The organism is Pseudoalteromonas sp. SG45-1, from assembly GCF_014164135.1.
GTDB classification, from domain to species: domain Bacteria; phylum Pseudomonadota; class Gammaproteobacteria; order Enterobacterales; family Alteromonadaceae; genus Pseudoalteromonas; species Pseudoalteromonas distincta.
In genome coordinates, this window is sequence record NZ_JACJEP010000008.1 from 74,715 (window position 1) to 87,672 (window position 12,958).

12 protein-coding genes are annotated in these 12,958 nt (G+C 36.7%); 4 read left to right on the forward strand and 8 right to left on the reverse strand.

Going from position 1 to position 12,958, the window contains the following annotated elements; translation table 11 throughout:
* Positions 1 to 58: 58 nt before the first annotated feature.
* From H5117_RS09295 to H5117_RS09305, 3 genes are all read left to right on the forward strand, one after another.
* Positions 59 to 1,345: a citrate synthase gene (locus tag H5117_RS09295; protein ID WP_002961796.1), complete on the forward strand. Its 1,287-nt coding sequence runs from the start codon at positions 59 to 61 to the stop codon at positions 1,343 to 1,345.
* A 114-nt stretch (positions 1,346 to 1,459) separates the two neighbouring features.
* On the forward strand, positions 1,460 to 2,686 hold the full coding sequence (locus tag H5117_RS09300) for a SufS family cysteine desulfurase (protein ID WP_182737376.1): 1,227 nt from the start codon (positions 1,460 to 1,462) through the stop codon (positions 2,684 to 2,686).
* 33 nt (positions 2,687 to 2,719) lie between these two features.
* Positions 2,720 to 3,136 (forward strand): SufE family protein, encoded by a 417-nt coding sequence (locus tag H5117_RS09305; protein WP_182671593.1) that lies wholly within the window; start codon positions 2,720 to 2,722, stop codon positions 3,134 to 3,136.
* Between the two features lie 6 nt (positions 3,137 to 3,142).
* Here H5117_RS09305 and tcdA read toward each other — a convergent pair whose 3' ends face one another.
* The 7 genes from tcdA to H5117_RS09340 are packed head-to-tail and all read right to left on the reverse strand — an operon-like array spanning position 3,143 to position 10,604.
* Complete coding sequence (tcdA, locus tag H5117_RS09310; RefSeq protein ID WP_182737378.1) at positions 3,143 to 3,940, reverse strand: tRNA cyclic N6-threonylcarbamoyladenosine(37) synthase TcdA; 798 nt, start codon at positions 3,938 to 3,940, stop codon at positions 3,143 to 3,145.
* Positions 3,941 to 4,621: a TIGR01621 family pseudouridine synthase gene (locus H5117_RS09315; RefSeq protein WP_182737380.1), complete on the reverse strand. Its 681-nt coding sequence runs from the start codon at positions 4,619 to 4,621 to the stop codon at positions 3,941 to 3,943.
* A complete protein-coding gene (gene kdsB, locus H5117_RS09320; RefSeq protein WP_002961791.1) occupies positions 4,618 to 5,379 on the reverse strand; it encodes a 3-deoxy-manno-octulosonate cytidylyltransferase in 762 nt (253 codons plus the stop codon). The genes H5117_RS09315 and kdsB overlap by 4 nt, the downstream gene beginning before the upstream one ends.
* Positions 5,367 to 5,564, reverse strand: coding sequence for a Trm112 family protein (locus tag H5117_RS09325; RefSeq protein WP_182681254.1), 198 nt, complete (start codon positions 5,562 to 5,564; stop codon positions 5,367 to 5,369). The genes kdsB and H5117_RS09325 overlap by 13 nt, the downstream gene beginning before the upstream one ends.
* On the reverse strand, positions 5,554 to 6,534 hold the full coding sequence (lpxK, locus tag H5117_RS09330; RefSeq protein ID WP_182694183.1) for a tetraacyldisaccharide 4'-kinase: 981 nt from the start codon (positions 6,532 to 6,534) through the stop codon (positions 5,554 to 5,556). The genes H5117_RS09325 and lpxK overlap by 11 nt, the downstream gene beginning before the upstream one ends.
* Positions 6,531 to 8,276, reverse strand: coding sequence for a lipid A export permease/ATP-binding protein MsbA (gene msbA / locus H5117_RS09335; RefSeq protein ID WP_182715531.1), 1,746 nt, complete (start codon positions 8,274 to 8,276; stop codon positions 6,531 to 6,533). The genes lpxK and msbA overlap by 4 nt, the downstream gene beginning before the upstream one ends.
* A gap of 60 nt (positions 8,277 to 8,336) precedes the next feature.
* The gene (locus tag H5117_RS09340) at positions 8,337 to 10,604 is read right to left on the reverse strand and encodes a DNA internalization-related competence protein ComEC/Rec2 (RefSeq protein WP_182737382.1); all 2,268 of its coding nucleotides are present in this window, start codon (positions 10,602 to 10,604) and stop codon (positions 8,337 to 8,339) included.
* Here H5117_RS09340 and H5117_RS09345 point away from each other — a divergent pair.
* Positions 10,584 to 11,090 carry a DUF2062 domain-containing protein gene (locus tag H5117_RS09345; protein WP_024595571.1) on the forward strand — a complete coding sequence of 169 codons (507 nt, stop codon included), beginning with the start codon at positions 10,584 to 10,586 and terminating at the stop codon, positions 11,088 to 11,090. The two genes, H5117_RS09340 and H5117_RS09345, sit on opposite strands and share 21 nt — an antisense overlap.
* 102 nt (positions 11,091 to 11,192) lie before the next feature.
* Here H5117_RS09345 and H5117_RS09350 read toward each other — a convergent pair whose 3' ends face one another.
* Complete coding sequence (locus tag H5117_RS09350) at positions 11,193 to 12,950, reverse strand: DUF3466 family protein (protein ID WP_182695654.1); 1,758 nt, start codon at positions 12,948 to 12,950, stop codon at positions 11,193 to 11,195.
* Positions 12,951 to 12,958: the final 8 nt, after the last annotated feature.

A 12,958-nucleotide genomic window follows, 5' to 3' on the forward strand; every position in this document is an offset into this window, starting at 1 on the left:
TTTCAGAACTTTAAAATCTAAAAATCAGAATAGATATCTTAATAGGAGATACATAGCGATGGCAGATAAAAAAGCCACAGTCCATATTGATGGACTAGATCCAATCGAACTTCCAATTTATCAAGGCACTGCTGGCCAAGATGTAATCGACGTACGTACGTTAGGTTCACATGGTCACTTTACTTATGACCCAGGTTTCATGTCGACTGGTTCTTGTGAATCTGCAATCACCTATATTGATGGTGGTAAAGGTGTACTACTTCACCGTGGTTACCCAATTGAGCAATTAGCTGAAGATTCTAACTATATTGAGCTTTGCTACTTACTTTTAAATGGTGAGTTACCTTCTAAAGAACAATATGAAGTTTTTAAGAATGAAATCACTACAAGCACTATGCTTGACGAGAAGATTGCTAACTTTTTCCAAGGTTTCCGCTTTGACGCTCACCCAATGGCAATGCTTTGTGGCGTAGTGGGTGCATTATCATCTTTTTATCATGAAGATCTTGATATTACTGATGCAGAACAACGTAAAACAAGTGCAGTTAAGCTAGTTGCTAAGTTACCAACTATTGCTGCAATGGCCTATAAAACAAACATCGGCCAACCGTTTGTATACCCACGTAACGATTTAAGCTACGCAGAAAACTTCTTACACATGATGTTCTCTGTGCCTGCTGAAGAATATAAAGTTAATCCTGTAACTGCTAAAGCTATGGATAAAATCTTTATGCTTCATGCAGATCATGAGCAAAATGCATCGACTTCAACAGTTCGTCTTGCTGGTTCATCAGGTGCTAACCCGTATGCATGTATTGCAGCTGGTATTGCTTCTTTATGGGGACCTGCTCACGGCGGCGCTAACGAAGCATGTTTAAACATGTTAGAAGAGATTGGCTCTGTGGACCGTATTGATGAATACGTTGCTAAAGCTAAAGACAAAGCTGACCCATTCCGCCTTATGGGCTTTGGTCACCGCGTTTACAAAAACTTCGACCCACGTGCTACAGTAATGCGTCAGACGTGTCATGAAGTTTTAGCTGAGCTAAATATCCAAGATCCACTTCTTGATATTGCTATGAAGCTTGAGCAAATTGCCCTTGAAGACCCGTACTTTGTAGAGAAGAAACTATACCCTAACGTAGATTTCTACTCTGGTATTATCTTAAAAGCGATTGGTATTCCAACAAGCATGTTCACTGTAATTTTTGCAATGGCACGTACTGTTGGTTGGATCACTCACTGGGATGAGATGCTATCTCAACCTGGTCATAAGATCAGCCGTCCTCGCCAAATGTATACTGGTTACACTCAACGTGATTACGTATCAACTGACAAGCGTTAATTGACGCTGGTTAGTTTAAAAGGCCGCATTTTGCGGCCTTTTTTATTAACAGCACTTGAGAATTATCATAAACCGATTACAATCCCTGCCTTAAAAACACTATGTAGATGAGCTATGCCTACTTTAAAGTTTGATATAAATAAAATTAGAAAAGACTTCCCGACATTAAATCAAACAATAAACGGCTGCCCGCTTGTTTATTTAGACTCAGCAGCAACCTCACAAAAGCCTCAATCAGTTATAGATACAATTACTGAGTTTTATACGTCTCAAAATGCAAATGTACACCGTGGACGCCATACACTTAGCGAACAGGCCACTTATTCTTATGAACAAGTCCGGGATAAAACTGCAAGGTTTTTTAATGTCTTAAGTAAAGAGATTGTATGGACTAAAGGTGCTACAGAAGCCATAAATTTGGTCGCTAACGGCTTAAAAAAGCGTTTAGATGAAAGTCATACCATAATAATATCTCCGCTTGAGCATCACGCAAACATAGTGCCTTGGCAACTAGTAAGCCAACAGACGGGAGCTAAATTAGTCTCTCTGCCGCTTAATAGTAATGGCACGCTAAACACCCAACAATGCTGTGAATTTATAAAAGAAACAAAACCTGCCTTATTAGCTATTACACAAGCATCGAACACACTGGGTAATATCACTGATTTAAAGCCACTAATTGTAGCTGCAAAAGAGGTGAATTCGCTTGTTTTAGTGGACGGAGCCCAAGGTGCACTGCATTTAAAACCCGATTTACGTGAATTAAACTGTGACTTTTATGTTTGCTCAAGCCATAAAATGCTCGGTCCAACAGGCTTAGGTGTACTTTATGGCCAATATGAAGAGCTAAATACGCTAGATATTTACCAATCCGGCGGTGAAATGATCGATAAAGTTTACTTAACTCATAGCACTTATCGCCCTGCGCCTGCAAAATTTGAAACTGGCACACCAAATATTTCTGGAGTTTTAGGCTTTGGTGCCGCATTAGACTATTTAAATAAATTAGATCACGTGCAAATACAGCAATATGAACAAGAATTGTTTAGTTACGCGGCACAAAAATTGGTAAAGGTGGATGGCATTACCATATTCAGCAACCTATCTGACAATATTGGTACACTCTGTTTTAATTTTAAAGATGAACATCCTTATGATTTGGCAACTTTACTTGACGGATATGGGGTTGCAGTCAGAAGTGGACACCATTGTACGCAACCATTAATGACACATTTAGGGCTTAATGGAACGTTAAGAGCGAGTTTTTCTTTTTATAATACCTACAAAGATGTAGATATATTCATTGATTCACTTAAAAAATGTATCGCTTTATTAGATTGAACGCCAGTTTAATAGAATTAATTAGGATAACTCATGACAAATACGTTTAAAAAAGTCACAGAATCTATAAAAAATGCGACCGCTTGGCAGCAAAAATATCGTGAGATAATGCTTTTAGGAAAAACGTTACCGGCTTTAGCTGATGTTTTGAAAACTGATGATGCACTTGTACCAGGCTGTGAAAGCAAAGTATGGATGTTCGTTGAATTTGACTTAACCGAAAATACACTTGTTGTAATAGGTGACTCTGATACTCGTATAGTAAAAGGATTATTAGCCATTATTTTAGCGCTTTACAACGGGCTTACACCAGAACAGGTAGTGAATAAAAATGCGTATGAAGAATTTGAAAAGCTCGGCCTTATAAGCCACTTAAGCGCATCACGTGGTAATGGTATTAAAGCCATGGTTGAAAAAATTCAAACCATGGCACAACACAAGCTTAGTTAACGAAAACTAAGCTTGTGAGCGTTGTTTTTTATCTAGATATTTACGCACCGCTTTTGCAGCAACAAAAAAACCAAAGCTTCCTGTGATCATAGTCACAGAGCCAAAACCATTATTACAGTCCATATTCATTGTGCCATCAGCACTTTGCTTAGCATGACATACGCTGCCACCGCTTCCTGGGTAAAGCAATTGCTCTGTTGAGTAAACACAATCAATATTAAACTTACGTTTAGGATTATTACTAAAATTATATTGCTTGCGCAAAATATAGCGCACCTTTGCAAGTAATGGGTCTTGCGTAGTTTTAGCTACATCACCAAAAGTTATTTGGCTAGGATCTGTTTGCCCGCCAGCACCACCAGTTGTAATTATAGGTAGTTTATTACGTTTACAGTGAGCAATTAATGCTGCTTTTTCTTTAACTGCATCAATACAATCAATTACATAATCAAAACCTTGAATATGCTCTTGAATATTATCAAGCGTAATAAAGTCATCTATTACACTAATTTGGCATTCTGGGTTAATAAGCTCGCAGCGCGCTTTCATTGCATCGACTTTAGCTTGACCAATAGTGCCCGTTAACGCATGAATTTGCCTATTTACGTTAGTGGCGCAAATATCATCCAAATCTATAAGTGTTATTTTACCAACACCAGTACGCGCAAGTGCTTCTGCTGTCCAGCTTCCTACACCACCAATACCTACTACACAAAAATGTGCTTCTTGAAGCCAATCAAACTGTTGATGACCATATAAACGTTTAATACCACCAAAACGTATATCTGTAACTTTTTCGCTCATTTACCAATCCAGTTGCCATGGCGATTGCCATGCTTGAAAATCTTGATGTTTAATTAACGCCAAATACTCATCACCACTATCGGGTAATAAAGTTAGCTGTATTTGTTCACCTTGCCATAAAAAGCTTAACGCATATGCATGTAAATAGGTACGATTAGAAGGCGCGCCTGAATACATTGCATCGCCTAAAATAGCTGCGCCCACACTTTTTAGTGCCACTCTTAGTTGATGTGTTTTGCCAGAGTAAGGTTTTAAAATATACCCTCTAAATCCTGGCTTATAACTCAGAGAATAGAATCGGGTGATTGCAGGGTTAAGTGTACTCGTTAGTAACTTAAACGAGCCACGGCGAGACTTAGCCATATCGCCTTTTATCCACCCCTGCTTCTTTTTTGGTTTAGTATCACTAATCGCTAAATAAAATTTATTAATCGCATGCTCAGTAAACATAACAGTAAAGGCGGCTGCAGCGGATTTGTTTCGCGCTAAAATAATCAGCCCTGATGTCACTTTATCTAAACGATGAACGGCATAAAGCTTTTGCAATAATTGTTGTTCGGCTAAAACAACAAAGCCGGGTCCCTCTTCAGAATGAAAATTAAGACCCGCTGGCTTTTCTAAAATATAAAAGTCGTTATGTGTATAAACAACTTTTAATATCTTACTTACTTGCTCACTCACACGTTTTTACTTTTAATATGCGCTATCACTTTAGCTAAGTCATCAGGCGTATCTACACCTGCATGAGGGGCTATTTGAGCTTGTTCTATTTTAATTTTATAACCGTGATACAAAACACGTAACTGCTCAAGTGATTCAAGTAATTCTAGTGGTGATACACTCAGCTCTATGTATTGTTTAATAAAACCCGCTCTGTACGCATAAATACCTACATGGCGTTGAAACGGGGCTAAATTAAGGGCAGTGCTATCACCCATCATCGTATTTCTATCAAACGGTATACTTGCACGAGAGAAATACAGGGCATTTTTATTTATATCGCTAACCACTTTAACGGCATTAGGATTAAATACTTCATCACGTTCTTCAATAGCAACACTTAACGTTGCCATTGGTGCTGTTGAATCACTTAATAGTGCAGCAACTTGAGATACGTTTTCTGGTGCAAGTAATGGCTCATCGCCTTGTACATTAACCACAATTGTATTGCTATCAAGTTTAAGCAAATCAACCACTTCAGCTAATCGTTCAGTACCCGACTGGTGATCTTCACGCGTCATTACTACATCATTAGTAAACATACTTACTGCATCAAATACTTTTTGATGATCGGTTGCTATAACTACTTTACTAGCACCTGATAAACATGCTTTTTCGTAAACGTGTTGAACCATTGGCTTGCCACAAATATCAGCAAGCGGTTTACCTGGTAGTCGGGTCGATGCAAAACGAGCAGGAATTACAACTACGAATTCCACTTTTCAACCTCTTCTAAAGATAACTCACGTGCTTCATTTTCAAGTAATACTGGAATATCGTCTTGAACAGGATAAGCAAGCTTAGCTGCTGTGCTAATTAGTTCGTTGTTGTCTCTATCAAAGCGTAATTTTCCCTTACAAACAGGGCACGCAATTATCTCGAGTAATTTTGTATCAAAGGCCATTGAGTATTCCTTTTTCTTTTAATATTGAATTTAATGTGTTTATTACGCTATCGGTAGGTTGTGCATCTACTGGTAAATAATACCAATTAGGCTTTGCAAAGGACTTACATTTAACGGCATCTTTTTCGGTCATTATAATGCAATCATCACCAAATTGGGCAAAATCATCTACTGTATAAGCATAATGATCTCTAAAATGATGAGTCGATAATAACGTAATATCTTGTGCTTCTAATGAGTTTTCAAACCGTTTAGGGTTCCCAATTGCACTTATTGCATGTGCTTCACTTACGTTACTTTTTGCATAATCGCTTGAGTTAACTAAGCGAAGATTACTTACTTGTAATGTGTAGCTATTATTAGCCTCACCACCATTTTCAATTACTATATCGACACTTTGCAAACGTTTAGTTGTTTCACGAAGTGGCCCTGCTGGCATAACAAAGCCATTACCAAAACGACGCTCATTATCAACAATACAACACTCAATGCTACGAGGCATTTTATAATGCTGCATTCCATCATCAGAAATAATAACATCGAGTGTATAATTATTTTCTAATAAATCGATATTGTGTTGTCTATTAGGCCCAACCGCTATTGGGCACTTTAAACGATGGTATAAAAGTACGGGCTCATCTCCAGCCTGCTGAGCATCTACAAGCTCAGTAACTAACAGCGGGTAATTTTTTGATTGCCCACCATATCCTCTACTAATAATTCCCACTGATAAACCTTGCTGTGTTAAATGACCATACAGCCACAAAACAAAAGGCGTTTTACCATTACCGCCAACACTTATATTGCCAACTACAATTACAGGCGTTTTGCACTCAAAAGGTTTAAGTATTTTAGCGCTGTATAAGTATTTTCGAAATGACGATACAACCCAAAACAAAGCACTTAATGGTAATAACAGTAAAGTAATTAGACCAAATGGTTTATACCAGCTTTGTTCTATTTTACTCACGCCTGATCACCAAACTGCATTTTGCAAAGGGCTGAATAAGTACCGTCATTTGCTAATAAACTATTGTGATCGCCACTTTCTATTACACGACCATTATCAATAACATAGATTCGGTCACTGTTTTCGATAGTAGATAAGCGATGCGCAATAACAATTGAGGTTTTATCTTTCATTAGCGTTTCTAATGCTTGCTGAATAAGCTTTTCAGATTCGGTATCAAGTGCTGATGTAGCCTCGTCTAAAATCAAAATAGGTGCGTCTTTTAATATTGCACGTGCTATCGCTATACGCTGGCGTTGACCGCCGGAGAGCATTACACCATTTTCACCTACCATGGTGTTTAATTGCTCTGGCAGGTCTTTAACAAACTCCCAAACATGCGCTTGTTTAGCAACTTGCTCTAATTCTTCCTCAGACACATCATGCTTTATGCCATAACAAATATTGTTAGCAATCGTATCGTTAAATAACACGACCTGCTGAGACACTAAAGCAAATTGGCGACGCAAATCTGTTAATTTATAATCCTGCAGGGCTATACCATCAAGTAATATTTCACTCGGTAACTCTAAGTCATAGTAGCGTGGTAATAAATTAGAAATTGTTGATTTACCCGAGCCTGAGCGCCCAACTAAGGCAATACTTTCACCCGCTTTAATCGTTAGCGACAAATCGTTTAATACGGCTTCATCTTTTGTTGGGTACTTAAAGGTTACATTTTTAACTTCAATTACCCCTTTAACTTTATCGACTGAAACGGTGCCAGTATCTTTTTCCATTTCTTCATCTAAAACTAAAAATATACTTTGAGCTGCAGAGATACCACGCTGCATATCGCTATTAACATTGGCGAGTTGTTTTAGCGGTCGCAATAGCATCATCATTGAGGCAATCAATGCCATGAAGTCACCTGAGGTAATCGTATCAATCATTGATGGAAGAGATACAGCCCATAAAATAACAGCCATGGCACTGGCAGCTAGTATTTGAATAATTGATACACTTAAAGCTTTTGTCGCATCCATTTTAATGCGCTGCTGGCGATTATGATTATTAATCTTTGAGAAATGGTTTATTTCTTGGTCTTGTCCGCCAAATCCATGAATAACTTTATGTCCGCTAAGCATTTGTTCAGAGCTACGTGTAACCTGCCCCATAGCTGATTGAATACTTTTAGAAATATGGCGAAAACGTTTCGATACAACCGCTACAATAATGGCAACGAGAGGGATGATGACTAAAAATATAAGTGAGAGCTTCCAACTGGTATAAAACATTACACCAAGTAAAAAGACAACAAAGGCCCCTTCACGTACAACAATAAGTAACGCTTTAGTAATTGCTTGTTGAACTTGCTCTGTATCAAAAGTGATTTTTGAAATTAAATCGCCTGTAGAGTTTTTGTCATGAAAAGAAACGGGTAAATGCAATATGTGCTCAAATAACTCTTGGCGTAAAGAGCGTACAACTTGAGAGCCCACATAACTTAAACAGTACGAAGACATAAAGTTAAAAACACCACGCCCCAGTACTAACGCGATAACTACAAAAGGAGCGTACTTTAAAACTTCTGTATTTCGCTGGTTTAAACCTTGATCAATAAACGGCTTCATTAATTGAATGAATAAAGCATCCATTGCTGAATAGCCTATCATCCCAACAATTGCGATAAAAGCGACGCTTTTGTATGCGCCAACATACGAGACAAGACGTTTATAAATTTGTGCAGTACTTTGATCCATAACACTCTCTAAATACAGTAACTCCCTGTATTGTATCCTTCGATGAGATAAAACTAAACGTCAATCTTTGATAAACCAATAACTTTCCTGCCCTCTTGCTGTTTCTATGACCAAATTGTTTGAGTAGAATTTAATACTAATTTGTCCTTCAACGCCTGTTGTAAATTGCTCGGCGCTTATTGCTTTGTAACGCTCGACAACAACGGGCTTGGGAAATTCCCACTGTCCTTTATAAGCACTTGAATGAATCACAACTTTAGGGCCAACATAACTAATAAAATTAACACTTGAGGATGTATCACTGCCATGATGCGGGCTTAACATGACTGTACTTTTCAACGATGTATTATTAGCTAATAATGAGGCTTCACGGGATTTTGATATATCACCTGTAAATAACACACTATAAGTATTACTCGATACTCTAACAACGCATGAATCGTCGTTTTCATTTCCATACCCTATAGTGCTAAAGCTTTCTACTCTTAAACCGACAAAATCAACACTTTGGACTTCACACACATTAAGTGTATTTTCAGGATGAAATTGCTTTAATGTTTCCCCAAATCCAGCTTCAATAAAATGCTGTATTCCTCCAGCGTGATCGCTGTCTTCATGACTTAGAATCGCTGTTTTTACTGTGAAATTATTTGCTTTTATATAAGGCAATAAAATACTTCGCGTACGGCTAAAACGATTAAAATAACTTGGACCAAAATCATAGATAAGCACTTGGTTATCTTTTTCAATTAATGCCATGAGACCATGCCCAACATCAAACACATGAAGCTGCCAGTTAGGCTTTTCTTTTAGAAGATTATTCAATAAAAGTACTGTTAAAGGAATGAAAGAGAGCAATTTATAGGGGAGGAAGTAAATCATCAACATAGTAATATAGGTAAAAATGACGAATATTAACTCGATTCTTCCTGTTGTCAGCCATCTTAACGACTCGGGTATTTCATAAAGTAATTTAAATAACGCATATAACCCTGTATCAAACAAATGTATTAAATTACCTATATCTAAAAAAGTACTCAGTAATGTAAAAACAATCAAAAATGGCAAAATAATGAGGGAAAGAAACGGTATCGCAATTAAGTTAATGACTAGGCCCGCAATACTTACGCCATTAAAAAAATAAAGTGAAAGTGGTAATAAACCGATAAACAATGCTACTTGAATAACAAATAACGCAATAATTTTGTTTTTGATTCGTGTATTTAATATTGGTAATTTATTAATAACAGTAAAAATTATAGCGACCGCTAAAAATGAAAAATACAGACCTGGATTAAGTAAATTAAATGGGTTAACAGCAAGCACTATTACCAAGGCAAATAAAATACTCCGCCATCGCAGCGGCTGCTTAGCAAGAAAATAAAGTAACAAATAACAACCCAGCATAATTAGTGCTCGCGTTGCTGATACTAAAAAGTCACTTAAATATACGTAAACTAATGCAGCTATAAAACCGAACGAACTGTAGTAAAGTGTAAGGTTAAATGATTGACCAATTGAAAAGTTTATTTTCGTACAGATAAATCGAATGAATAAATAACCAAAGCTAAAAATCAAACCAATATGTAAACCCGATATAGCCAGTAAATGACTTAACCCAAGTGATTGCATTAATTGTTTATCTGTATAGCTCATTAACGATTTATCACCACTGAGTAATGCATAATAGAGCCACTGCAATCTTGTATTTGTATAGGTATTTTTAATGAAGTTTTGATAATCTAGTACGATGCTTTGTTTATCGCTGTGTATTATATTAAGCTCTTTATTGAGAACTTTGCCTTTAAATAATATTCTATTTATAAATGCATAACGTTCAGTATCAAACACATTAAAATTTTTATTACTGCGAAAATATTTTAAATGGATTAATGCAGAGAATTCATCCCCGACTGTAAAAGGCTGTGCAGAATTAACACTGAGCATTGCTTTGGGTGCTCTAAAATTCGAAAAGCTACTCCCATCTAATGCCACTATTTTGGCTTTGATATACTGAGGTTTTTTATCAGAAATAATCTCTTCAACAACTAATGTAGAATCAAGTGCATACTTTTCGTTCGGTTTTGGTATTTCAAAACTATAAAAAAGGTAAAAATGCATACCAACAAAGCAAATTGCACAAATAAAGCCTAACAATACGTTTAAAAACGGCTTAAAATAAGCGCTCACTATTACAATGAAAATTGTGAAGACTGTAAATTCGAGAGTTTGATAATAAAACACGGTTGCTACACAGCCAATTACAAACCCAAGACTTATCCACACTGATGTAAATGGTTGCTTTAAATGGCTAAAAAAACGATCCAAAGATTTTTACCTGATCCAAATAAAATTAGACATCATAAATCACTAAAAATATTTGGACGACTTTTGCAAGACGCAAATCTTTGGCATTTAAATAGACGTTCAGCTCGAGGGGCCTTCGCGGTCGGGTTATTTTTTGCTTTCATCCCTGTTCCTTTTCAAATGGTTTTAGCCGCAGCAGGTGCTATATTATTTAGGGTTAATTTACCCATATCAGTTGCTTTAGTATGGCTTACGAATCCATTAACCATGCCACCTATCTTTTATGGCTCATACTTAGTGGGTACGTTAATACTTAATCAGCCAGAACAACACTTTGTATTTGAAGCAAGTTGGTCTTGGTTTTTAGAAAGTATAGAAACAATTGGTCCTGCATTTTTATTAGGTTCATTAGTATGTGCTTCTATTGCATCAATTATAGGATATTTTGGTATTGATATAATTTGGCGCCGCTCTGTGAAAAAAGCATGGTTATCACGAAATAATTAGTGGCGTTAAAGCTAAATAATCGCTGCAATTCTAATCTAATAAAATATTATAGACGAAAAAAAACCAACTTTATCAAGTTGGTTTTTTTATAATCAATAAACTTTAAAAGCGAAATACACGCCTTAAGCCAACCAGTGGTAATAACAATAATGTATACCAAGGGAAGCTAGCAGAGTTACGCTCATAAACTTCAGCTTCTACTGGAGCACAGCTTTCTACTTCACCATTTGCAATTGGCGTTAGTTTAACTGCTATTGCAATACTCTCATATTCAATTTCACCATTAATATCAGTTACTACACCGCCTAATGAATCTAGCTTTTCAACTGTTTTAGTCGCAGTACCAAATATTTCATTATTTTCGTTGATAGCAGTCGCTTCAACCATAGTATAAGCGTAATCAGTTTCACCGTCGGTGTCATAGCAAGGCAGTAAATCGTTTAGATTAGTGATTTTGTCTTCACCAATTTTGTAAATAAAGGCCTCTTTGAGTCGCGAGCTATCAGAAACACCCACTTCCCCTTCACCTACAATATAACCTTGGTTGTTTATATCGTTACCGTAAGAACTTGAGCTTGAAAAGTAATCAGTAGGGAAAACCGTACTACCCGTTGCTATATCATGGTAAAAGAATTTATTACGAAGAGTACCTTCAATACGTTTAGTTGCATAACCTGTAATTACATCGTTATCATTAATAGCAATTGATTTACCAGACTGCCAGTCATCTTCTTGATTAATAAAATCAACAACCGCACCGTCTTTAAAATAAACTGGCATTGTAAGAATTGTATCGTCATTTTTGTAATAACGTGTATTCGATGAACCTACAATTGTCCCGTTGCTGTTCACTGCTAAAGCAGTACTTGTAAATGCATCATCTTCCGCTTCACCTTCATCAGGTGTCAGTGCCATACCAAGCTCTTCAACAGACGTGATATTAAGTGATTCATCAAGTTCCCATTTAACAGCGCGCTTATTAAATAAGCCTCGTGTAATATTTGAATTTAACAAGTTGATACATACTGACGTAGGTTCGTCTTCATTATCACAGTTATCATCAATATTATCTTGTCTGTCATCTGGAATGCTTGTAGACATATTACCTACAACGGTATAACCACTGTTAGTTTTAACAATATCGTTAGCGCGGCTTGTGCCACCGTATTCATTAAACTCAGGCTCTAACTCAACACTTACACTGCCATCAGCGCTTATTACAATCCCACGTTCTATAAATTCATGAGTAAACCACGTTTCTGCATCATCTTCGCCATCAGGTGTAAAAGATACTTTATCGTATGGGGCGCTACCCCAACCGACTGTAACGCCATCTTCACTTACTGCATTTAAAAGATTGACAGTAGAACGAGTTAATCCATCATAATCAACAGAAGCTATATCAAAAATCGGTTGTTCAGTAATCTCTGATTCGTTAAATTTAATCCCAACTAAAGAACTCATTTTTTGATATTCAAAGTTAGACGGAATTCCTAAATTCGAATTTGCCAAAAAACTAACCATAAAAGCATGAGCATCAGGATTAGTGCTTACGGCATCATTATTTTCAATGTCATCAAGTGTGAAAGTAATTTCTTTATCACTTAATTCATATGCTGCTTCTGTGCTGTCGTAAGCACTTTCAATAACATTTTCAGTAAAATCTATATAGCTTGTATCAATAGGTAAATTGTATAAACCATTTGCGAAACCAATAATATGCCCGCTTTCGCTTACATCTGTTACATAAGAATATTTAGCGTCTTCAAGAGTCCCTAATTCACTTAACTGGTACGTCGCACTTGTTGCTGAAGTGCTTAATGTCGCTAAAATACTGGCAGCGAGTAATTTATATTTCATTTTAGTCC

Coding starts and splice junctions, on each gene's coding strand:
- H5117_RS09300 (WP_182737376.1), top strand. CDS start 1,460: ATGCCTACTTTAAAGTTTGATATAAATAAAATTAGAAAAGACTTCCCG.
- H5117_RS09325 (WP_182681254.1), bottom strand. CDS start 5,564: ATGGCCTTTGATACAAAATTACTCGAGATAATTGCGTGCCCTGTTTGT.
- tcdA (WP_182737378.1), bottom strand. CDS start 3,940: ATGAGCGAAAAAGTTACAGATATACGTTTTGGTGGTATTAAACGTTTA.
- H5117_RS09345 (WP_024595571.1), top strand. CDS start 10,584: ATGGCTAAAAAAACGATCCAAAGATTTTTACCTGATCCAAATAAAATT.
- H5117_RS09295 (WP_002961796.1), top strand. CDS start 59: ATGGCAGATAAAAAAGCCACAGTCCATATTGATGGACTAGATCCAATC.
- H5117_RS09305 (WP_182671593.1), top strand. CDS start 2,720: ATGACAAATACGTTTAAAAAAGTCACAGAATCTATAAAAAATGCGACC.
- H5117_RS09350 (WP_182695654.1), bottom strand. CDS start 12,950: ATGAAATATAAATTACTCGCTGCCAGTATTTTAGCGACATTAAGCACT.
- msbA (WP_182715531.1), bottom strand. CDS start 8,276: ATGGATCAAAGTACTGCACAAATTTATAAACGTCTTGTCTCGTATGTT.